The sequence below is a fragment of the Proteus columbae genome (genome assembly GCF_002777965.1).
Taxonomy (GTDB): domain Bacteria; phylum Pseudomonadota; class Gammaproteobacteria; order Enterobacterales; family Enterobacteriaceae; genus Proteus; species Proteus columbae.
This window is the reverse complement of record NZ_NGVR01000030.1, coordinates 147734-171748: the sequence shown is the minus strand read 5'-3', so window position 1 is coordinate 171748 and position 24015 is coordinate 147734. Positions and strand designations below refer to the sequence as shown.

The following is a 24015-nucleotide window of genomic DNA, read 5'->3' as shown; positions in this document are numbered from 1 at the left end:
CATTGAGTTTAAAATCAAGAGAATATTTAGCCATAGAAAAACACCCCAAAGTTGGTGTCCAACTTTTGGGGTGCAGTTCAATTAAGAGGGTTTTTGCATTTTAGCCTAATTAGAATCGGTAAAGACTAAATGGTTTTGGATCTAAAACAGGCTTTTTACCCAGTAATAAATCAGCGGTTAATTCTGCTGATACAGGGCTCTCTGTCATACCCCAACCTGTTGCAGTATTAATGACTAAACCTGGATACTCTTTAACTTCTGAGATGATTGGGTTTTCATCTGGTGCGATAGCCATTGCACCACTCCATTGATCAATTAATTTCGATTCTTTAAAGGCAGGGAATTCTGCTTTTAATTTTTCTAATGAAGCATTTAACTCAGGTAAATCTGGCAATGCAGTCATATTTCTAAATTGCTCAAACGGAGAAACTTCATCTAAGTTCCAATGCGTTGATTGCATAAATGAATTGATTAATTGTTCATTTAAAGAAATATGCACTGGGAAATCAGGTAATGCTAATAATGGCAGATATTTATAGCCATAAGTGAAGGATTCTTTCACGACAGGCGCCACAATAACACGAGGAGAAGTTGCATAAGTACCATCAGCTTGTTCGCGGAAGAAAATACCACCCGGTAAAGCGACGTTGCCACCCGGTGCCGTTGGTGAACCACTGATTAACTGTTGAGACTGATATGCAGGTAATGTTGGAACATCAACATTAAGATTTTGCATAAATAAGCGCGACCAAACACCACCAGCAACAACAACTTGAGAAGTTTTGATTGCACCTTTCTCAGTTACAACATCAGAAATTACGCCAGCTTGTGTTTCTAAGCCACGAGCCGCACATTGAGTGTAAATTCTAACACCCATTTTTTTAGCGTATTCAGCCATAACAAAGGTTGCAACTTCTGGATCGAAGCTACCAGAATCTTCTTCAAAGCCAGCAATTTTCCAATCTGTTGTCGCACCACGAAGACGTTGATTTAATTCAGCACCTTCAATAATTCTGGTTTTAAATGGAATATCGGAGCCAACATTCTTACTTCTTTCATCAATCCATTTTCTTACGTTAACTAAATCTTCTTCATCAAGAGGAACTTCAACACGCCCTTGTGTACGATAAGTAGTATCAATGCCTACTTTCGCATTCATTTCACGCCAGCGATGTTTGCCCAAATGGTGTAACAAGAACGTTTCATCTGGCATTTTATAGCTAATTGCCTGACCATAAAATCTTGAAGATTGCTCACCCGCAATATTACCTTTCTCAACAATTACAACAGATAAACCACGTTCTACAAGGTTAATTGCTGTCATAATACCAAGAATACCAGCACCAATAACAACAACATCAGCTTGTTTTGGTAAAGCACCTTCAGTGCCTTCAACAAAGCCATGTCTTGGCGTACCCGGAACAAAGCGCCCTTCGCGAGTTAACATTGGTGTCAAAATACCCGCACCAGCAGCGACAGCCACCACTGTTCCACCAATGATAAATTTTCTTCTAGATATCGCCATTTTACACGTTCCTTTTACTCAATGAATTATTAGCATTAAAATAATAACGATATCTTATTTCATTTGTAAAGTATTAGTAAAGTATTTGTAAATTTTTTCGTCTGTTTTTTTCTTAAAAATCCGTACTATTTAATTTACTTATGCAAAGAAGGGGATTAATCATCATTTTGTTTTTTATCGATTATTTAAGCACATTAAGTAAAATGAAAGCATATTCAGCTAGTTGTTTTCTTGGTTTTTCTGTCAAAAGATAAAATTTTTCACTATTAAAGATCTACTGCCTATTTGTTAAATATGGGTTTATGACTCATTCAAACTGCAAATAAATAAGTTGAACCAAATAAATTGGTTAACAAATAATCCACAAAATCACTAATGTTACTCAGACAATAAACTGAGCACATAGCAAGCAGATAATGATAAGAAATATAACAATGGGCTGGCTATTTGATGGTTATTTGATGGTTATTTGATGGTTATTTGATGGTTATTTGATGGTTATTCAGAGGAAAATAAGGAGGTAGTTAAAATGACCATACTTAAGATTATATTTATCTCTACACATAACTAAATATTAAGTGTTCATTTTTAAACCAATAACAGAATAAATCTTTTTTTGATTGTTTTTATAAAAGCGGACTGATTTTCTCCTTATAAATCAACGCCATTACAATTTGAAACAAAATACACATTTTGTTACATATTAAAAATCCATGTACATTAGAACAGACTGGCTTTAGCGATATTTCGGACATTTACGAAAGTGAATAATGTAAGTAAATACACTTATTACAAGATGCGAAAGCAGTAAATATCGTGTGAACAATTATTTTACGCGAAGTCACTTATCCTACGAGGATACAACGCCTTTTCTCCCTGCCCCTTCCTTTACTTCTTTTTAAAATTACTTAAGCTACTCTTATCAAATCGCAGTGCGCACTGGCTGATTTTTATCGAAAGGACTTCAACAAAATGATTTTGTTGAGAAACGATTATTCATTGTAAATTAAGGACTTGCCATGCCAACTCCATGCTATATCTCTATCGAAGGGAAAACTCAAGGTAATATCACTGCGGGTGCATTTACCGCCGAATCCGTCGGTAATATTTATGTTCAAGGCCACGAAGATGAAATGCTGGTGCAAGCATTTTCTCACGTTGTCACTGTACCGACTGATCCACAATCCGGTCAGCCTTCAGGCCAACGCGCCCATAAACCTTTCCGTTTTACTGTGGCGTTAAATAAAGCCGTTCCTCTGCTGTATAACGCATTAGCCTCAGGCGAAATGCTGCCGAAAACCACGTTAAAATGGTACCGCACTTCGGTGGAAGGGAAACAAGAGCATTTCTTCACCACCACATTAACCGATGCGACTATCGTCAACATCGATTGCCAAATGCCTCACTGCCAAGATCCAGCAAAATCAGACTTCACACAGTTAATCGAAGTCTCCCTGTCTTATCGCAAAATTGATTGGGAACACACGGTTGCAGGCACTTCTGGCTCTGACGACTGGCGTGCACCACTCGAAGGTTAATCCTTCTTTTCACCTGCACACTAAGGTGTGTGGGTGTTTCTTTGCCTTTTCTTAATGGACAAAACAAGCGGTAGCTTGCTCAGTGGATATTGGAGCGAATGATGTTTGCTGACTAGTCCTGATATAGGTTGACAACTTTTCAGGCATAAAACGCTCGATGTACTTCATCGGGCGTTTTATAGTTTAATGATAAGTGTGGTCGTTTTTCATTATAGAGTTGAATTGATTCTTCTACTAATTTTCTTGCTTGTCCCAAATTACTCGGTTTTATTAGTAGATACTCCATTTTTAATATTCCATTAATTCGTTCTGCTAAGGCATTTTGATAACAATCATACCCATCAGTCATAGAGCATTGAATATTATGCTCTTTGTGTATCTCCTGATATTCCGAAGAACAATACTGTATTCCTCGATCTGAATGATGGGTTAACGAAGTTGTCGAAGTCCGTTTTTTTAACGCCTGAACCAATGATTTCTTCACTGAACTTGTTTTCATATTGTTATCTAAATGATATCCCACGATTTTTCGTGAATACGCATCCGTAATTAAACTTAAATAAGTATCACCTTCATGCGTCGATAAATAGGTAATATCTGCCACCCAAAGCTGTTCTGGTTGTGTGGGGATAACCCCTGACTTAATTAAATTTGGATGCCGATGAAAACGATGATGGCTTAAGGTTGTTCGATGATAAGCCCGTTTATTAGGCACCAGTAACTGATGTTCTTTCAATAAAGAAAATAGCCGATCACGACCAATAACCATCTGTTTTTGCTTTAAAATAAAATGTAATTTACGCCCACCCAGTCGAGGTTGTAAGACTCGTTCAGATTTAACAACATCAATAATAGTTGAATCGGCTTTCTTCCGTTCCTCAGTTCTATCCAGTCTCTTGTAATAAGCCTGTCGACTGATCTGCATAAAACGGCAAGCAATTGTTACGGTGAGGTTTTTAACCGTTTTTTCTTTAATAACTCGGCTTTGCGCTTTTTTGACAAACGAACTCCAAAGTCTCTATCCATGACTTTAACCACCGCTTCGAAGAAATCGGATTTAAGCCGAGCTTCTTCAAGTTCCTTTTCAAGGAGCTTAATGCGTTGTTCCGGCGTTTGTTGTTCAGAAGATTGGGTCATAGCTGAACCTCTATAAAAAGTATCAGGGGTACCGTTTGACCAATCTAACCTACCATGCTTACGAAGCCAAACTAAAACAGTAGAGCATCCTTGTATACCATAGTGATCTTGGGCTTGTTTATAGGTTATTTCGCCTTTTTCAACTTGGTCAACAAGCTGTAATTTAAAAGCGAGAGAATAATCGCGTTGAGTTCGTTTAGTGATTGGTTTCATTACACTCTCCAATTTCAGATTGGAAAAGTGTCAACCTTATTCAGGACGGGTCACCACCTATTGTTGATGATAAGTGTTATTGGCATTTGTTGTCACATTATAGTGCTAATGCTTTTATGTTAATGTCTATTACAACAATAAAAAATATGTTAAGTGATTATTTAATTTATGCAGAATTAGATAAACAAGTCACAAGAAAAATAAAAAAATCCTTGGATGGCTGCATTGATTTAAATAGTCAGACTTATGATTATATTTTAAAAGGTAAGCCCCATCGTTGTTTATCTTTAACATTAATACTAGATACTGATTATTTTGATAATGAAGGTGATGCGTTTATCTTTGTTTCTCATCTTTATCATTTCTTTCCATTTTGCTTATCTGAGAATATGTTATTGGAAATGAAAATTAAATTTAAAGATGATGAAAAAATAAAATGGTTTTTATCACCTTCTCCACTAAAAGGTTATAATTCATTATTATAATTACAAAAAAGCCCTTAAAGGGCTTTTTTATAGTTTATTTTTCAAGTCAGCAGGAGCTATATAATGAGTAGTACGTCCTTCTTTTATTGAGAGAAATAATTTCATTTTCTCTAGATCTCTAAGTAATTTTCTTGCCGTATTCTCACTAACACCATATATATTCATAATAGATTTAACTGTAAATATATGCCCGGGTTCCTTAATGCCTTTTTTAATAAGATCTTTTTGAATAAAATTAAATTTGTATTTTGACTCATCTAAGATATTAGAAACATCATAGAATTCTTGTGTTTTTACTCTTAAATATTCTTGTAATTCATCAACTGCATTTAGAATAACACTAATATTGAAATCAATAAAATAAGTCAAGTCGCCATAATCTTTTTGAACACTAAGATATGACATTCCATAATCTTTATGATTTTCTTTGATTATCTTACTTATTGATATGTATTCAAATATATCATACCCATTTTTCAACATGAACCAGTAAAATATCGCTCTCGCCGTCCTACCATTACCATCTCTAAAGGCATGTTCATAACCCAGCATGAAATGGAGAATAATCGCTTTAATAACAGGAGGTATAAATTTATTACTATTCTCACCATTATGTTCTTTATTAGCAAAATCACATAATAACTCTAGTCTCGTTTCTAATTCTTTATAGTTTAGTGGATAATATAAAGGATTATCATCATTTCCTATATAAATATCATTACTACATCTAAACTCACCCGGAATATTGTCATTTTCTGATACGCCATGAGTTGCAATACTATGAAATTCTAATAACAAATCCCTTGTTAAGGGTTCTTTTTTTCGCTTATCAGCGAGTCTTAATAACATATAGTTATTAAGGATCATTCTTTCATCAGGGGTACTAGGGGTTAATTCTTCCTCTAGCATTTTTTTTGCATCAGCTCTCGTCGTAGCAGCACCTTCTAATTGGGCACTTGTAATGGCTTCTTCCATAAGTAACGAAGATACCAAATAATTTTCTTGAATGTTGATTGATGCTTCAGGATCTGCAATCGCAGTCATTTTGCTAGTACCAAATTGCACAATTTTATGAAGCTTTGGTTCTAGTAAATCAGGAATACAAAAGGAAAACTCATTGCCATTCTTATCAAATAAGCCTATTCCTTTTTTTATTTGATCTCTGAGAAATTTTACTGCATACCAAATATTTTGAGCTTCTTTACTTGGCACTCTCCATCTCAATTTATACCAAGGCAAGTACCTTCCTTTTTCATCAACAATTCCATATTTATTGAGGTATGGACTGATTTTAGAAAAATCTAAAGTCTCATAGTCAACCCTAGGTGATTGTTCTACAGGATGTTTTGCCATAATACCTCAATTTTTAAAATTTGATGTGAAATAAGTATGGCAGTAAATATCCTTCAAGGTCAATACGCAAAAACAGTATTTTCCACTCTAGACCTATAAAACTTAATAATGTGACAAACAAGTACTTAGTTATGACATTAATATCTTAATGCTAACAATTAATATCCAGCATAATTTTCAGAATAATTAACATGTAAGCAATTATCATATTTATAAATCTGAAGATATTGTTCATCGTCCCTTAATTTAGGATCTCCATAATAAACTGGAAAGTCTAATTTATCGGTATATTCTCTTAATTGTTGATACGCCTTATTCCAATCGTTAATAAAACAAAATGTCACACTACCATCTCTAAAGTCTTTATCTATAATTCCATCACCAGTAAAGAAATAATCATTTGATATTCTAGGTACTGATTTAATCACAGATGAAGTATTCAAATAATAAGAAAAAATATTATATTTAGTATAGGTATAACCTCTTTCTTTTGTATTTTTGATATCTTTTAATATCCAAAAAATAAGAATAAAAAATAAGGTCAGTAGAAATAATGCAATCCAATATCCTTTTTTCATATCTTCTTCCTACTTCTTTAGCATTATTAATATTCTATTTGAAACCTTATCACAATAATCCTATAAGTACTGAAATACCGTGACTTTTTGTGCTTAAACAGAATAGTATCCTCTAAATGCATTGAACGATGACGTTCGAGAATATAAATTCTATCAAAACACATATCTCATTAAGTGGATGTAAAATCACTAAATTTATATGAAAAATAAAATACTCGTTAGTGCTTGCCTGATGGGATTTAAAGTTCGTTTAACGGCACAGAAAAAGCACGATTAAATACAGTACTTGAACAGTGGCAACAAGAGCAACGATTAGTGATCCATTGCCCAGAACTTGCAGCAGGATTACCAACACCTAGAGCCTCGGCTGAAATATCAGGATCTAATGGTGATCAAGTTATGCAAAATAGTGCAAAAGTGATTGAAAGTTCAGGTAACGATGTAACTGCACATTACCAACTTGCAGCATGGCTTGCTCTACGTGCAGCCTTAGATTCCAACTGTATTGTTGCCCTATTAACCGATAAAAGCCCAACCTGTGGTAGCCAATATATCTATGATGGCAACTTTTCAGGTGTGATAAAACAAGGTGAAGGTGTTGCAACAGCCTTATTACGTCAACATGATATAAAGGTGTTTTCTGAAAATCAGTTGGAGGAATTAATTGATTGGGTGGAAAACTGGGATAAAGAAAATACTATTTTATGATAAAAATCCGAATACCTAATAGATTAACCAAATAACTATTTGAATAACACTAACTTATTTTCATCTAATACTTCAAACAGGCTCTTCAAAATGGAGCCTTCCATTCTTACCAATCTTCAATTAACTCATATTATTCTTAATTAACACTCCTATTTCGTCATTAACAAACAAAAATACTGCTAAAAACTAATGTAATCTACCTAATTATTTGATTTAGGTAAAACGGTTTAAATCTTTTAATAAATAAAAACCGATAGATAATAACTATCAATAATCTATTTTTGATCGCTAATATCGATCTTTAAGTATTTTTACGGTAATCTCTTTTAAAAAGAGGGGTTGATATGAGTTCAATTAATATTGTTGTAGGTCAGCGAATTAAACAGAAAAGAAAGCAATTGAAAATAACAGGTATCGAGATGGGGAGAAGGCTTGGTATCAGTCAACAACACTATTCACGTTTAGAAAATGGACATATAAAAATAACCGTCGATCAGCTTATTGCTATTGCTTTAATATTAGGAATATCGCCACAAAGCTTGTTAGTTACACCTGAAATAATGTCACCAATGCTAAATGCTTGGACTGAAACAGCTTTATCATCAAATGAGATTTTTGTATTAAGAAATAAGAAGCGCCGCAATCTTAGATAAAAATACAGTGATGTTGTTTAGTGATATTGTTTAGCGCTATCTGATTTAGTATTTTAACTATATCTAGTTAAAATATACCGCAATTTTTCATCTTGCTTTATTTAAATAAAACATCATCTATTTATAAAATCAATCGCTTGATTTATTGTTAAAATAAAGAATCAATTGTTAATCCCCTTAACGATTGAATATTTTAATTTAATTTCTGGAGCATTAGATAATTTTCGATTAGATCCCTCCATCAAATAAGCCACTATTTCTTCTGATGATAAATCATCAACTTCTTCAAGATTAAAATACTCATCAGGCCAATAAATAAGATCAGAAGAAAAGGCTTTAAAGTTTATCTTGAGTAAATTCATTGCATAAGATTGTTCAGATTCACTGCCTTCAGCCAAACAGATGAAATCAACAATATTAATTAACTCTTCATAAGTCAGGTCATCTAAATACTTCACCTTGTTAAAAGCTATTTTTGTAAACTCTTTTGCACTTGTCCATGAGTTGTAGTCACGAAAATCTGAAAACTCACAAGGTGTTACTACTTGTGCGTTCCAATTTATCATCATGATTTGAAGTTCAGGATCATTTTCAGCTGCACCATTGTCGATTTTAATAGTTATCTTAAGTAGTAAATCGATCAATTCATTGAGTTTAGCTTTACTGACTTTTCTTGGTTTTAATCGGTTAGGTAAAGGCATATTTTATTCCATTTATATTATTTGCATTAAATCTGTATATTTAATATATATTATAAAAACTATTCACCTATAAATCTAGAAAACATTTAACTATTATTTTTTAAATCACCTTTAGCAAAATTAAAATCGGCAAAATAAAAAAATAAACTATTGCTAGATATTTGGCTTTTTTAAGCTATTTTTTAGATTAGTTACTTAATTATATTATCCCGAACATTAATGATATTATTTTCAAGTTCATCCTTTAGCTTTCTTTACTCGTATACCGATATTCCATACACCAATATAGAAGCATTAGAAGTAATTTTTAAATGCATGGAGGAGTTCAATTTGAAGTAATAACACAAAAACAAGTAGAGAGAGTTAAAGAAGTAAAGCTGGCGAAAAAGTTTCGTGGAAAGATTACTGAGAAAATCTGCAAGTATTTATAAGATGATTTATTCATTCCTAACTGAATATGCACGCAAAATTGACTCTGTTTTTGGCACTTGCGTCCCAAATTAGTCTCACGATAGAAAAATAGTAAATTTGAAATGAATGTAACTACTTAATTTGAAATGGTACGCCCTACAGGATTCGAACCTGTGACCTACGGCTTAGAAGGGCGTTACATACTGATTTCATTGAGTTTTATATAATTTCACAAGATTTCATCTTTTTGATTTATAAGGATTTATATACCTTGCATGATTTCAGCTAGTTTCATATCATTTCTACGTTACTTGACCCGTTACTTGACCCGCAAACAACCCGTAAATGGAAATTAGTTATGGCTAGCGTATTACTGACTGATAGTAAAATACGAGGACTGAAACCAAAGAAATCTGCGTATTATACTTGGCAAGCATCAGCGACTAGAGGCACTGGACGCCTTGGTGTAAAAACATATCCATCTGGAAGAAAAGTTTTCATCTATCGCTATTTCAAAGATGGAAAGGAGAAATTTATATCGCTTGGTGATTACCCTAATTTATCACTGGCAGATGCTGCAGTAAAATCCGTAGCAGCTGCTACCGAATCATCATCCCCTGAAAAAATTAAATATGAACACGCCACAGTAAAACAGCTTTTTGATGATTACATTGAAGATCAGAAGCGACAAGGCAAGCGTTCATATGATAAAACCCAAAATAGACTAAATCAGGTTCTAGGTAGTAAGCATATTGATGCCTCTATGCCTGCAAAAGATGTTACTCCAGATCATATAAAAAGAATACTTTCTGAGTTTATCTCCCGAGGTGCTTTAGCTGGTTCGAACAAAGTAAGAGCAAACCTACATGCGGTATTCAACTTCGGTCTGTTTGCCGATAATGATCCAGCAAAAATAAATGAGCGTGTTATTTATGGATTGGAACGAAATCCTGTCACTGTGGTTCCTAGACAAAAAGGTGCAGATAAAGCGTTAGATAGATTTTTATCATGGGATGAGTTGAAGCTATTATTAGAGCTATTCAATAAACCCACCATCGAATGCCCTATTAACTCAGATTATGCGCGTCTATTTCTATTTTGCGTTTATTCTGCAGGACAAAGACCATGGGAAATTCTGGCTAATACTCGCGACAATTGGGATAAAAAGAACAATACATTAACGGTTCCACCTCACATTTCAAAAACAGGCGATTATCATGTGATCCCTTTGGTTCAGCCTGCTATTGATATTCTTAATATCCAAGAGCTATTGTATCCAACATCTAATTATCTTTTCCCTGCTGAAACGAAAGAAGGACATCTATTAACATCTGAATACGCTAAACAATTAAATAAATTTTGTAAGAGAAATGAGTTTGAGAAATTTACACCTAGAGATGTGAGAAGAACATTTAAAACATTGGCTGGAGAGATGGGGATTAGTTCTGAGTTAAGGGATATGGTACAAAACCATAAAAGACCCGGCGTTTCTCAGAAACATTATGACAGGTATGATTATTTAAGAGAAAAACGTGAAACGCTTGATGCATGGTGTGAAAAACTATCGTCGCTAAAAAAAGCATAATATTTATATATCATTTAAATTCCTTATTGTCGGATAGATGTAACCCACAATAAGGGATGCTAAAAATGAGAATGGCTCTATATGCCTGTCATTGTCATAGAAATCAGTTATCAACATTGAACTCTACAAATAAAAGAACAAAAATTGAGCATTTTAGTACAAAGTAACGTACACTGAATCACGATATCCCTATAATGGGTGAAAGATATGAAAGCTTTTAATGTGATAAGAATGTTTCAAGACGCACTAGTAGAAGTTACCTGCCCAAGTTGTTCTTATGTTGCCAAACAAAACAAACATAAACTTAAGAAAAACCTAATCTTATTGTGTCCGAATTGCGGCTACATGTTTTATTTCAATAAAATATAAAACTAAACTCAATATGCTGGTTATTCCCGTAGAAGTTGAACGTCAACAACCAGCATGTTTGTAAATGTGCCTTATAAAGGATTACCATTTTATATGAAGTAGATTATCTCCCATCTTAATTATTGGAGCACACAGAAGCCACATACATAATACTCATTCTTGTTTATTACTTTGTATTTGCAGTTTTGCCACGCCATTGCTTATTAGAATCAGAGATTTTGTTAGTATCTATTGAATCAACCTTACCTTCATCAAACCTAAGAGAATTAGAAACTGTAATGGATAATTTTGCTTTTTCTGCCATGTTTTTTAGTGAGTTATCATCAAAAAAACCTTTTTTCTGTAACCTTAATTTTAAAGCCAACTGTCGCTTAGCTTCGGTTCTATTTCTTGGCTTTGAATTTATAATCTCAAGCTCTTCCTTGGTTACAGAAGGAACTTCAGAAACGGCCTTAGATAGCTGAACTGATCTAGCTATCATTTTTGACATGAAATTTCTACCTCTTCTGTTTTTTGCCATATAAAGCGCCTATAAAATATTCCATTTAATATAATTATTATAAATGGTTAAAATTTCTTTTCAGTTAAAATATAACATAGCATTACTCTTCTACCTCTTCTTTAACTATGCGCTCCGCTTCCTGCGCTTCTTCCATCTCACGCATTCTTACGTTATAGATTGATTGCTCTGGCATCTGTACACGAACTGAAATAAAACGGCCATAAGGGATATCGATCGGATCTCCGTCGCTGTAACCATCAATATCATTACAGGCAAATTCTGGCACATTAGGATGTGTACGGTGATAAGTTTTCACAAGAATAGAGCCGTCTTTGTTAACTTTAGAATTAACCCATATCAACGGTTGTTTATTAACATCGAGTGGAATTTCAATACCACCATCGACACCGCCCCATCCTGCATCAGCGTTAAAACCTAGCACACCTTCGATAAGATATTCGCCTTTTGCTACTCGAGTAACAGTTGCGCCCTCAGATTCGTCGTTAGTTGTGAAAGTGCCGTTAGAATTAATATTGATAATGGGGGAGGCTCTTTTGATGAAACCTTGTGGATCTGTTGTGGTGTTACCAGTTCCCCATAAAACATTCCAAACTAATGATTCGCCATGTTTCGATGCAATAGTTGGAATACCTTTATCCCCACTATAGAAAATTTTAGTTGAATTTGTATCATTATATTTTAAATTTATTAATGTCCCATATGTACTAAACCAATTGTCATTTTGCCCTCCCCCTTGATGATATGTACCAGTTGGCGTTAGTGGATTATTCAAACCTGAATTATCTATATGTATGGTATTCCCCCCTACTCCATAGTCGCCGATTTGCATAAAGGTGCCACTAGAAGTTGGGAGTCTATGGATTCCCCAGCTAGAGTTTGGATATAATGATGTTATTCGTGGTCCATCCGCATCGCATTCTAAATTAATGCTAGAACCATCCTTTACCCCACCCAATCTACCTTGAAGTGATTGAATTAATCCATCGACAGCTGTGTAACCTAATATCTCCCCACCTTTTTTATCAAATTTATTACTAATATCCACCTGCATCTTCTTAATGCTATCGAGTGTGATGACTTCACCATTTGGCATCTCAATTTTTGTCTGCCCTGTTTCAGTCATCCACGTATTCATCGAGTCGAGAAAATACTCGACATAACTATTAATAGCGACCATGGTTCTAGCTGCATCACTATTATTGTCGGGCTCAGTAATATGAATTGAGAATGTGGTGTTAGTTGCTGTGGCTAATGCCGGTTGTGCTAATACTAATTCAGTGTCGGAATTAACGGATTTAATCATATACGGAATATTTGTTGTTCCCGATTTAATTAAAATAGTCATTCCGATATTAATAGCTGGATTATTATTTTTAAATTTAGTGCCAGTGCCTTTGACAATAGCAGACCCTGACACTGTATTAACAGTACCTGTTGTGTATATCATGAATATGTTTTCCTAGATGTATAAACGAAGAGTTAATTAAATATTGAAGTAGTCGCTGAGTTCGATGCCGTATATGTCAAATTCTATTTTAAACGCATTACCGCCATCAGCCCCCCATGGCCCGCCATATTCTGATCTGATACTGTATATGTCATCCCAATAGACATTATTCCCGTCATTTCTAAAACCAAATCCTGTTCGCATATAAATAACATCATCTCTATTGCTTCCCTGTATTCTCCAGTTAACGAATTGTGCATCTGGAATAATCATTGGTTTTTTGAGTTTAGAAAACGAAGCTCCATTTCGATTACTAAATCGCGTTGTCTCTCCGAGCTTCATGGGTTTGTAGTTAGATGAAAATGTAATTTCTTTTTTATCGTTATAAATTACAATGCCATATTTTGGAGGAGTTAAAGTAAAGTTAGTACAAAATATAACGACATACATTTCACATGAACTACTAACAACTAACCCCCTAGCTTTATTATATGAGAAGACAGCACCTGAATTTTTCGGCCTCACGAAAATAATGGGGTTCATTTCATCAGTAATATTTGATGGCATTCTCCAGCCATTATCTTTACCTGCATTTATTTGTACGATGTCGGCAAATACACAATACCCTCGCATTGAGGGCGTTAATTCACTAATACCATTCATTCCATGTAGACGTATTCCGTATGATTCACTATTTGATTTTGGGTAACCATAAAAATCAAACATGAATTCTGGGTCTCTTTCGTCATCTTCTGAATCTACTCGCGATCCGGCTGGCCTTTCATCAACATAAAAATTAAAATTATCATCGGATATATTATACGCTGTTACATTTGATGAGAACCAATAATAGGAACCGGGTATTTTGTATGTCCGAGATACTACTCTTGGGATAATAATAATATTGTACTTTTCATATTCAGGAATATTGTGCTTCATTGTATTCCACCCTTCATTTATTGGGTAGAAATGGTTATTGTACCACCCTATTTTTGCTGAACCTAAATACCCCATAACCTGATTATCATCAGCATCTAAATAATATTCGTTGCCTATATCTGGTTTAACATAAACACCATACATGGTTATCTCCCTTCTATTTTTCCTATTTCAATCCTAATTTCTCCTTGAGCACCGTAAACCGCAATCCGTTCATTGGTGATAACGGTATGCGCACCCGTTTTATTTGTTCCTATATCTAATTCACCCCGGAACGTTCCTTTATTCATTTCAATATTGCTAGTTTTAGCATCAATCAAAAAACCACTCTTTCCCGGAACATAATCGCCTGATTTAATATATTCGGTAACAACAACGGAATTAAGCCATGCCTCGTTAATAAAGGCCTCACGCATAAACATCTGGCCGTTTTTAACGTACATGAATAATTCCATTTTTCCGTTACTTGGGTTGTACCACGCAAAATTATTGGCGTTGTAGCCTATAAAACTTTCAAGTTTGCCATTCTTAACTTGAGCACTAATGACTTGCCCTGCTGCGTTATATTTAACCTTGTCATGAACAATCGTGATATTGATTGAATGAGTAACAACACCGTCACCAGATTGACTAAATTCAGCCTGCATTTTCTGGTTAATCATGCCCTGCTGCCCGTCAAACTGTGCCTGAACTTGTGTTTTGTTTTCAGCAAAAGCTTTGTTTGTGTTAGAGATGGCGGTAGAGTTTGCAATAATATCAGCTTGAGCCTTATCAACTTCTGTGCGGATTTCAGTAAATCGCTGACCAAAAGCCTCGTCAAGTTTGGTAATTGAAGTTTGAGTCTCTTTAATTGCAGATTTGTTGTCACCAACAGCGGAGTAAATTTCTTTAACTTCCTGTGCCCATGCTTCGTTATCCGTTGCACGGACTTGCCATAGCTCTTTGATTCCAGCTTGTGATTGACCGTGTTTCACTAACAAACTGCGTGATAATTGAGAATCAGCGTTACTAAGAATGAGCGCTGTCTCAGCATTCCAATCTAATTTTTCACTGAGTTGCTTTCCTGCCTCAGTTGTCATAAATTGGCCGTCTAGTTCATCAAGTATTTCTTTGGTGTTACTATCTGGCTCGCCTTTCGCTTCAACAAATACTGATTTTCCAACGGCATTCACACTACGAACATAAATATAATAGGTATGCCCTGCTTTTAGGTTTCTACCTTGAATAACCCACATAGAACTAACACCTAAATATTCAGCACGACTTTCCACTTCGCGAATATCCGTGATCTGCTTTTCTGAAAACCAAAACTCATACTGTGCCCGTAGGCTATTTTGACCACCGGAACGCGGAATAATACCCAAGCTAAAATAACCTGATTCCACTTCAATATAACTCGGTGGTAGGGGGGGATTAATCGCAAATGAGGTTGTGGCCACCTCGCCTTTTTGTTTCCGATCATTTTGAGGCACAACGGATAAAACGTAATTTCCTTGAGGCAAACCACCAAAACGATACATCGTATCCGTGGTTGAAGCGGTACCGACAATGCGATCGCCCGTAGTAAGTTTTAATAAAAAATCGACTCCTCGACTGGAATAAGGCGTGTTCCAACTCGCCTCCACTTGCCACGCACTCGCATCCGATTCGATATCCACAGAAAGGTTTTCAACCGGTGGAATAAATCCACCTAATGGCATATCGGGCTTTGGTTCAAACTTAGCCCCCTTATCAACAATCGCCTCTTTTTCGGGTGTGTGCTGCACTGCAATAACCGTAAAACGACCATCACCATTATCTGCCAAACTGATAGCACGAAATAATCGACGACGTAAAGACGGGAGCGTTAACGTCCAAATTCCGCCCTCGCGTAACCCTAACGGTAAGTTGTCTAACTTTATTTGGTTAGATGCGGGGTAACTCAGCACTTCATACGATTGCGGTTCACCTTGAGCATTAATAAGTGTGACGCTTGATTTACCGCTTTTGGGTGTGTCGATATTACGATCTAAGGTTAATGTTTGAGAGGTATAATCAATGTGTGTCAGACGCCCGCCGATTTGATTGTCCGCGTAATAGTTATCGGCAATTTCGATAATATCCCCCGGCATATGACGCAAGCCTTCACTGCCGACAGTAAACTCAACCGTCTGTGTCTCTAATTTTTCCGTGGTTAATAACCAAAGACCATGCCGATGGGCTTGTCCTCGGCTAGTACAACCAAAAGCATCGACGCGCATCACATTACGTCCAAAACGGGCAATGCTGGCATCATCTTCAACCAGTTCAACACTGGTTTTCCAGCCATTATCGGGATCAATAAAACGAACCTCGACAGCGGTATGACGCGATTTTAATGCGCTAAAACTATATTGAAAGTTACCATCTATCACATTGGCGTTGGTATAGGGCCACACCACATCAGACGGTCTATCTTGAATAAAGGTTAATGTTCGTCCGTTCCAAACCGGCATAATGCGCATCATGGCACACATATCACCCATCACATCATAGGCTTTGCGCATATCCGTAATGTAAGCATTACACGTCATACGGGGTTCTTTTCCACCGAACCCATCATCAACCTGTTCATCACAATAACGACCGATTGCATATAGGGCGAATTTATCGACTTCACTAATATTAAGACGTTTCCCCATGCCATAACGCGGATGGGTTAATAAATCCCATAATATCCATGCCGGGTTATTGGTAAATGCCGGTTTAAAGGTGCCATCCCAAATTCCCGAATAAATCCGTTTATCTGGATCATAATTACTCGGCACCTGAATAATACGCCCTTTAATTAAATAATTACGGCGCGGAAATTTATTACCAAACTGCTCACTATCAAACATTAATCCCGCCACGGCAGAACCCGGATAGGTTTGTGAGATATCGACCAGCCCAGAATAGCTCGACCAAACGGTATTATTTTGAATTTTGTCCGAAGTGCTGTCTTGAGTGATGCGGATCATGCGTACACTGAACGGAACGGGCGGTAAATCATCCAACACAACCGCCATTAAATAAGGTGAGTTAGAGCGCTTGCCATTAATCGTGACGTTTTTCTCGGTTATCCACGCCCCATTGCGCTGAATTTGGATTTGCAATTGAACAGAAGTCGGTACGCGATCACCATTATCTTTGGTTTCAACCAGAGCTTGTGTACCAAAGGTTAGACGTAAACGGTCAATATTGGGCGAGGTGATAGTACGAGTGACAGGGGAATTATATTTAACCTCAATCCCCACCGGCACTTCATTCGCAGACGCGGTAAAGCCACTCATTGCCGGTTGCTCTAATGTCCCTGCCCGCCATTGTGCATACATCCCATTAATCGTGCTATTGCCAGAGCCGTCTATCACAGGCGTATCATCCAAGTAAATACACCCTAAATCATCCATAGAGCTTTGAATATGAATAGGACCTTCAATCGGTCCCTCACTGATTAAATCGATTAATGAAGCTTTTTGACGTGATATTAAATCGTTTGGTGCCTCATACGGTGTTCTTTGACCGCCACCACCTTTACCCATGATACGAACTCCTCTTATCCACCGTGTTTGCCGGCATCGATATCTTCGCCGTCACTGTCATCCATAATTTCAACGGATTGTGAAATGACGCGTGAACCACACATAATTTCGCCATACGCAATGGGCACCGGCATCCCTTGTGCAACCGCGTTATCCAAATTACTAAAATAGGTATTACCTTTTTCTTCATCACCACGAGATAAGTTAGGGGGTTTAGGCGCGGGGATCAGCATTTGAGCGACACCACCAATCATCATAGCTGCACCACCTGCCATCAAAGACGTAGCAACGGTTGCAGAGATCCACGCAGGTCCCCACCATCCCAATGAAAATAAGGCTGCACCCGCAACAAACTGAAAAACGCCGACGTTTTTAGCGCCTGATAATTTCGGCACAATATGGACGACCGCGTTATCCGGTAAGGTTTCATTGAATTTTTGGTGAACTTCTTGCGGAGAAATATCGGTACCGGCAATGCGTACTTGATACCAACCATCCCAAATCGCTAAACGTAAGGCTGGGATTTGAATAAATAGCGCGTGAAGCCCTTCAGAGGCAGTATTCACATTTAAATCAAAGCGACGTCCAAATCGTTGCAAATTCCCGTAAAGTCGGAAGGTTGCCAATCGCGGTAACGCCAAATTGAGTGCGTCATTCGTTGCCATCGTTCGTTATACTCCTCGCGTTTACTGAGTTGATTAGGTATGTGATGCAAAATAGTTTGATTGCCTAAATAGATCCCCGCGTGATTAGCACGAGAGCTGGCATAGCAACACAAAATAATATCGCCCGGCTGGGCTTCTTTTTTTACCTGCCGAAAGCCACTGCTCACCATATTATCGAGATACAATTCTTTGCCTTGACGCCACCAATTATCATGTCGCTCAAAATCAGGCAGGTCATGTCCTGCTAAATGGTAAGCATCTCGAAACAACCCATAACAGTCTGTTGAGCCATGAATAAATTGGCGACCTAACAGATGAGGTACTGGTTGATAGCAGTGAATTTTTTCATCACAGACCACCCACCACGGCAACGCGCTGTTCACCTGCAGTTGTCTATCTAATGTGCTGAGGTACTGTTGGCCTTCAGGATGACTGTGCACAACCGCAATTACCTCGCCCTGCTGTTCGGCGCGAATAAAATCATCAAAAGAAATCGTGAAGTGGTTTTTCGGATCGGCATGCTGATTAACACAAGGTAAATACTGTTCACCCTGTGCGGTACTTATCAATAAGCCACACGCCTCCAAGGGCGCTTGCTCTTTTGCCTGCGCCAAAATTGCTTGTTCAATCATAAGAAACACCTTAGGAGGGAATTAACTATTACCAATGCGGGACGTGGAGACAAACGCGCCTATGCGGGATTCGTTTTTTCGTAACTTACAGTCACTCAGACGCTTACCGCATTTATCTTTTAACGGATCGGTAGTTGGATTTCCCCATTCATCTGCAACAGCAGCACCTTTATATCCGCACTCTTCAGAGCGATATCCCCAAGGGCAGATGTCCGACAAAATAACGCGACCAGGAAGCATCAATCCGTCAGTTTCACTGGGTGTCGCCAACATAAAGGTAGCAGTCACTGAATTTAAACTGGTCATCTGTTCGATGATCCAGCGTGTCACAATTTCTTGAGACGGGTCGGCATTAGGATTGCCATGAGGAAAATTTATTGCATCTAAAAATTGGGTACTGACAATACGACGCACCACCAGCCCACCAATTGCACTATCTAGCTGACTGGCAATCCCTGTAATCAGCCCAAATAAATTCGACAATGTAATAGTGGGTCGCCCTGAGGGCCCTTTGCCATTAAAGGTAAATCCTTCGCCTTTCACGGGATAAGGTTCATAGGTGTTTCCTTGCCAGATTAACGGCTCTTTACGCTGATTGAGTCCATCAAAAAAGCGGTACCGAATACCGCCTATTTTTGTTAAATCAAATTCGTAAAGCTCAAGCAAAGCATCAGTGGAGGAGAGTTCGGTAACACTAATTCGCATTTCAGGAGGAATATGTTGCATATTAGCTCCAATAAAAAACCACCCGAAGGTGGTTGATATTCTAAACAAAAATATTATAAAGAATCAGATAAACCTTTTGCTTTTTCTTTTATAACTTTTTCTTGCTGTTCTTTTTCTTCTTGTTTTATTTTTGCAATAAAACCAGATTTATAAAATAACGATATAATTACATCTTCTTTACTAGAAGACGCCCCCATCATTAATATAACTCTACTTGAATCATCACCTTGAAATATGGAAATATATTTACCACAAAATTCATTACTTAAGCATTCAGGTAAGGTTAATTTTCCTTTTGTTCTATTTTTCCATAAATACTCTTCAGAATACTGCTCACCATACTTAGAAGACAATGCTTGTTTTAATATATTATATTTTTCCACAACATTATCAGTATTCTCGTAATCACTTATAGAAATTAATGTTCCAACATTAACTAATCCATATTTATCATCAATTCCAACATCATATCGTTCAAGACCATCTATTAATTTAGAATCACTATTAATTAAATATTCTTTTATTCTATTTTTTTTGCTTCCAATTAATTTTATATTACCAGTTTTATTTAACACTTCTTCATACGTCATCCCCCAACTTAATCCAAACGGGGCTGATATATTTTTCTCAATTGCTTGTACATTAACACTAAAAAATATAAAAATTATTGAGATTATTCTTTTCACACTAATACCCTCATCACAATAAAACCAGCTCAAATTCAGCCGTTATTTCAGTTCTAATCATCCCTACTGAAGACGACCATTTTCGACATAGTACCTTAATTAATTCTGATTGATGAGGTGGCTTCCATAAAAATGCAGTAACACCAGCATGTTTTTCTAAAAATGATTCAATCTGCAAGCTTTCACTATTTATATAGATCAGCGTTACATTATATTTTTTTAGATTATTATTAATACCATCAGGGCGACGCTGTTCATAGCCGTCACCAAACTTCACTGATTTTACTCGAGGCTCAAACTCCTTTTTCATATCAGGTTTAACCTTCCACTTAAATATTTCCATCTACATAGCTCCACCATCACGACGCTGGCTCATAATATAGTCCTGAGCACCTCGCTTACTGATTTCATAAACCTTTTTCAATGCTTCAGGCCCTATCTGACCATTGCTACCATCATTTTGTATAGTAATGTAATAATTCTGGGTGACGCCTCCTCCCTGATTGGGCATTTTCGCAATAACACCCAACTTCCCATCAGCACCACGGCGCAAAGGGAAAATACCTTCAGGCCCAGCCTCTCCCATCAAGCCTGCGCCTTTCGCAAATGCAAACATGGTAGGCTTATGCACGATCTGCCCACTGTAAGCGCTTAAACTGGCTGAGTTGTAAACCCCGCCGTCCGCATTCGCAACTGGAGCACCAAACCCAAAGCCCATCGCCTCTATTCCTTTAACTAATGACATTTTAATTAAAATATCCGTTAACATTTTAAGAATAGATTTTGTAAAGTCTTTGAAATTTGCTTCACCTTCAAATAATACGTTAGTTAGCTGGCTACTAAACCCATTGAGTGCCATAGAAGTGGCATTTTGCACCTGAGAGTTAACATCAAGTGCGGTGTCTTTATAATTACCCCATGCTGTTTGGGCGCCAGCTAACCAATCTGCCCGTTTCTGATCTTCAACTTCATAGATTTTTTGTTGCTCGGCTAACATATTATTCAGATGCGGACTGTCTTTTTGTCCAGCAAGTAATTGAGCGCGTTCTAAGTACCGTTGTTGCTCTCTTGCTGATTTACCCATACTTTCTTCAATCGCTTTACGTTTTTCCGATTGTTGAGCAATGTATTTATCAGCCTGATCTTGCATCTTATTTAAACGATCTTGCAAAGCAACTTCATCACCCACTAATGCAAGTTTTTCCTTTTGAGCAAGAATGTTTTCTTTATTTGATAATAAAGATTTTTCCGCGTTAGTTAATCGACGCGTTAATTGTGCTTGTTCTAAAATTGCAAATTGCGCCTGCTCTTTTTGAAAATCTTTGCGTTGTTGGCTAATAACATCATTAGCACCCTGATGCTTCTTAAGAACTTCCAATTGAGCCTGTAATGCCAATAAATCACGAGAGGCTTTTTCCTCTTCACGATCGCCAGCAGGTACTACATATCCCTTACCTTTACCCGTGCCGGGCATTTGGCGATCTCTAAGTACAAAATTAATTCTTTCGATTATTTCTTTTTGCTCATCCTCGGTAAATGCATATTTTACTGCATCGAATTGTGCAATTTTATTCTTTCGTTTCGTTTCGTAACTTAAGAAACTACTCCACTCGTCTCTTGTCCTGAATTTATTAACCTCTAATTGATTGGCTACTTTTTCAGCTTGATCCTGAGCACTTTTAAGGTCTTGTTGAAATTTTTGCTCATTTAAAGATGAAATCTTTTCCTGTATCTCATTTATTCTATATTGAGGTGCAATCCCAACATTATTTAAATTCCTTAATAAGTTTTCCTGCTCCCTAATTTGCTCTGCTAGTGTTTTTTCTCTACCTATATCAAGCATGGCATCCCAGCCTTCTTTTGCTGCGTTCTTAATGCCTACCCATGCCGACTCTAAGTATCCAAGATTTTCAACAATATCATTAGCACCATCATTGATAGATTGCGCATAAGCATCGATTGCCAATCGTGCTGCTTCAGTTTTATTACCTTGTAATTCGAGCGTTCTGATTTGCTCTAATTGAGCCGCTGTGAGGTGGTGGTTCGCTTTTTCTAATTCAAGCGACATTTGAAGCGGTTCATCTTGCAAGCGTTTAAATTGATCAATCGTAGTATCAATCGCCTGCCCTGTGATGTAATTCATCTGTGCGGCCGCTTTTGAAACACGGGCAATCTCATTATTTGAAAATATGCCTGTACCGACAACACCCGCAAGAGTTATCGCCATTTCACCACGCGTAATACCGCCACCCGCAAGAGTTCTCGCCATTTCATTTAATTGGCTCGCGGATTTATTGGCGTAGTTACCGGTTAATATTAGTTGTTTATTAAACTGAGAAAATTCTCTTTCTGCATCATAAGCTAATTTTGCAACGCCCGTTAGACCTGCAGTAATTCCTCCCCAAATACCACCACGAACCAGTGAGCCCATATTAAAGGAGTTGGCAATACCTTGAAGACGACCAGATAATGACTTGCTGTTTTTATCAAACTCTTTGGTTTCTTTGTTCGATTCAGATAATCGACGAATATAGATCTCGGCTGAAGAACTGACGCCAAGTTGAGAAGCTTGATAACGCAACATCTGTTCACGACTTAAATTTTGAGTGGCGACCTGTTCTTTTAGTCGCTGAATAAATCGCGTTTTTTGTTGTGTTAGAGACTCTTCTTCTCGGCGTAACTTCATTGACTCTGAAGTAATGGCAGAAATAAGCACCTGATAATCGCGCTGATGGATGGTGCCTTTCTTCACTTCTTGGTTTAACTGAGCTTGAATGGCTTTTAATGCCGATTCACTGCCGGATAGGCCTTTGACGGCTTCAATTTGTTTATAATATCTCTCAGTATTCGCGTCTTGCTGATCTTGTATCGCCCTTATTCTTGATTTAGTGACATTTTGAATTTCGGCAAACTGCTCACCTGTAATTTTGAGCTTGTCATAAGCCTTTGTTGATTTATTTAAAACCTCAGTGAGTTGTTCGAGTGCATCTCTCGTTTGCCCAACACTTTGGGCTTGCTCTAAAAAAGCATCGGCTTGTTTGCGTGATTCAATAGCTGCACGCGCTTCTTCCTGTGCGATCCGCTGATAATAATCCGCTCGTTGTTGCTGAGAAATTTCTTGTTGATTGTTAAGCTCTTGAAGAGACTGCGCGGTACTCTCTGCAGAACTACGAGCAGATTGCGCTTGTTGTTCAACCAGTTGTGCCATGCGTCGTTGACTGGCTTCGGCTTTTTCTGCGGTTTCTTGCAGTTGACGTTCAACACGCCCCATTTGTTCTTTAAAATCGGCTGTCTCAGCACCTAAGTTAATCGTGAGATCCGCTATTTGTTGGCTCATATCGTACTCCGCCCGCTATCCCTTCACTAACCGCCATCATGGTCTCATCGTCCATATCAATAGCGGATTTTCGTAACAACACGCTAAAATCCTCTGGCGATAAATTATCACTGCCACCAAAAACACGGGCGACCGTAAAGTTGAGTCCAGAAAAGGCATGATCGATAAGTTGGAGGGTGAAGGGAGTTTCATTAAAGAAGTGTAACCAATCAGCGAGCTCGGTCGCTGTCATTTCGCTGAGCATCCTGCGCCAATCAGCGCGTTT

21 protein-coding genes and 1 pseudogene are annotated in these 24015 nt (G+C 37.3%); 6 read left to right on the top strand and 16 right to left on the bottom strand.

Translation table 11 applies throughout. The features are described from left to right. Positions 1-109: 109 nt before the first annotated feature. Entirely contained in the window at positions 110-1525 is a 1416-nt protein-coding gene (locus CBE70_RS16625; protein ID WP_100160198.1) for an NAD(P)/FAD-dependent oxidoreductase, read from the bottom strand. A 1019-nt stretch (positions 1526-2544) separates the two neighbouring features. On the opposite strand from CBE70_RS16625, the gene CBE70_RS16620 reads away from it, so the two are divergent. Continuing rightward, entirely contained in the window at positions 2545-3063 is a 519-nt protein-coding gene (locus CBE70_RS16620) for an Hcp family type VI secretion system effector (protein ID WP_036939804.1), read from the top strand. A 139-nt stretch (positions 3064-3202) separates the two neighbouring features. Here CBE70_RS16620 and CBE70_RS16615 read toward each other — a convergent pair. Next, positions 3203-4413 (bottom strand): IS3 family transposase gene (locus tag CBE70_RS16615; protein WP_100160197.1). Its coding sequence is split into 2 segments (ribosomal slippage): positions 3203-4071 and positions 4071-4413, totalling 1212 coding nucleotides; the frame shifts between segments, so codons are not numbered across the junction. Here CBE70_RS16615 and CBE70_RS16610 point away from each other — a divergent pair. Further along, positions 4404-4898 carry a type VI secretion system baseplate subunit TssF gene (locus CBE70_RS16610; RefSeq protein ID WP_100160196.1) on the top strand — a complete coding sequence of 165 codons (495 nt, stop codon included), beginning with the start codon at positions 4404-4406 and terminating at the stop codon, positions 4896-4898. The genes CBE70_RS16615 and CBE70_RS16610 overlap by 10 nt on opposite strands. Before the next feature lie 27 nt (positions 4899-4925). Here the strand turns inward: CBE70_RS16610 and CBE70_RS16605 are convergent, their stop codons facing one another. Next, a complete protein-coding gene (locus tag CBE70_RS16605) occupies positions 4926-6251 on the bottom strand; it encodes a Fic family protein (protein WP_100160195.1) in 1326 nt (441 codons plus the stop codon). Positions 6252-6409: 158 nt separating this feature from the next. Then, positions 6410-6829 carry a hypothetical protein gene (locus tag CBE70_RS16600; RefSeq protein WP_100160194.1) on the bottom strand — a complete coding sequence of 140 codons (420 nt, stop codon included), beginning with the start codon at positions 6827-6829 and terminating at the stop codon, positions 6410-6412. A gap of 199 nt (positions 6830-7028) precedes the next feature. Here CBE70_RS16600 and CBE70_RS16595 point away from each other — a divergent pair. Continuing rightward, a pseudogene (locus tag CBE70_RS16595) lies at positions 7029-7537 on the top strand (DUF523 domain-containing protein). A 344-nt stretch (positions 7538-7881) separates the two neighbouring features. Then, positions 7882-8190 carry a helix-turn-helix domain-containing protein gene (locus CBE70_RS16590; protein WP_100160193.1) on the top strand — a complete coding sequence of 103 codons (309 nt, stop codon included), beginning with the start codon at positions 7882-7884 and terminating at the stop codon, positions 8188-8190. 161 nt (positions 8191-8351) lie between these two features. On the opposite strand, the gene CBE70_RS16585 is transcribed toward CBE70_RS16590, so the two are convergent. Beyond that, complete coding sequence (locus CBE70_RS16585) at positions 8352-8891, bottom strand: hypothetical protein (RefSeq protein WP_100160192.1); 540 nt, start codon at positions 8889-8891, stop codon at positions 8352-8354. 769 nt (positions 8892-9660) lie between these two features. Between CBE70_RS16585 and CBE70_RS16575 the strand changes: the two genes are divergently transcribed. Next, complete coding sequence (locus CBE70_RS16575) at positions 9661-10887, top strand: tyrosine-type recombinase/integrase (protein ID WP_100160191.1); 1227 nt, start codon at positions 9661-9663, stop codon at positions 10885-10887. A gap of 207 nt (positions 10888-11094) precedes the next feature. Continuing rightward, positions 11095-11256, top strand: a complete 162-nt coding sequence (locus CBE70_RS18720) for a YnfU family zinc-binding protein (protein ID WP_215534280.1) — start codon at positions 11095-11097, stop codon at positions 11254-11256. A gap of 166 nt (positions 11257-11422) precedes the next feature. Here the strand turns inward: CBE70_RS18720 and CBE70_RS16570 are convergent, their stop codons facing one another. The 11 genes from CBE70_RS16570 to CBE70_RS16520 form a co-directional block, all read right to left on the bottom strand. Next, a complete protein-coding gene (locus CBE70_RS16570; protein WP_100160190.1) occupies positions 11423-11776 on the bottom strand; it encodes a hypothetical protein in 354 nt (117 codons plus the stop codon). Between the two features lie 82 nt (positions 11777-11858). Beyond that, positions 11859-13226 (bottom strand): phage tail fiber protein, encoded by a 1368-nt coding sequence (locus tag CBE70_RS16565; RefSeq protein ID WP_100160189.1) that lies wholly within the window; start codon positions 13224-13226, stop codon positions 11859-11861. Positions 13227-13262: 36 nt separating this feature from the next. Then, complete coding sequence (locus CBE70_RS16560) at positions 13263-14309, bottom strand: hypothetical protein (protein WP_100160188.1); 1047 nt, start codon at positions 14307-14309, stop codon at positions 13263-13265. 2 nt (positions 14310-14311) lie between these two features. Beyond that, the gene (gpJ, locus tag CBE70_RS16555; RefSeq protein WP_100160187.1) at positions 14312-17704 is read right to left on the bottom strand and encodes a TipJ family phage tail tip protein; all 3393 of its coding nucleotides are present in this window, start codon (positions 17702-17704) and stop codon (positions 14312-14314) included. A 14-nt stretch (positions 17705-17718) separates the two neighbouring features. Continuing rightward, positions 17719-18369: a tail assembly protein gene (locus CBE70_RS16550; protein ID WP_198585736.1), complete on the bottom strand. Its 651-nt coding sequence runs from the start codon at positions 18367-18369 to the stop codon at positions 17719-17721. Beyond that, a complete protein-coding gene (locus tag CBE70_RS16545; RefSeq protein ID WP_100160185.1) occupies positions 18273-19001 on the bottom strand; it encodes a C40 family peptidase in 729 nt (242 codons plus the stop codon). The genes CBE70_RS16550 and CBE70_RS16545 overlap by 97 nt, the downstream gene beginning before the upstream one ends. Positions 19002-19022: 21 nt before the next feature. Continuing rightward, complete coding sequence (locus CBE70_RS16540) at positions 19023-19727, bottom strand: phage minor tail protein L (RefSeq protein WP_100160184.1); 705 nt, start codon at positions 19725-19727, stop codon at positions 19023-19025. A gap of 53 nt (positions 19728-19780) precedes the next feature. Beyond that, positions 19781-20413, bottom strand: a complete 633-nt coding sequence (locus CBE70_RS16535) for a hypothetical protein (protein WP_157926020.1) — start codon at positions 20411-20413, stop codon at positions 19781-19783. A 13-nt stretch (positions 20414-20426) separates the two neighbouring features. Next, complete coding sequence (locus tag CBE70_RS16530) at positions 20427-20756, bottom strand: phage tail protein (RefSeq protein WP_100160182.1); 330 nt, start codon at positions 20754-20756, stop codon at positions 20427-20429. Next, complete coding sequence (locus CBE70_RS16525) at positions 20757-23750, bottom strand: phage tail tape measure protein (RefSeq protein ID WP_100160181.1); 2994 nt, start codon at positions 23748-23750, stop codon at positions 20757-20759. Further along, positions 23719-23994: a phage tail assembly protein T gene (locus tag CBE70_RS16520; protein ID WP_232797420.1), complete on the bottom strand. Its 276-nt coding sequence runs from the start codon at positions 23992-23994 to the stop codon at positions 23719-23721. The genes CBE70_RS16525 and CBE70_RS16520 overlap by 32 nt, the downstream gene beginning before the upstream one ends. Between the last annotated feature and the right edge of the window lie 21 nt (positions 23995-24015).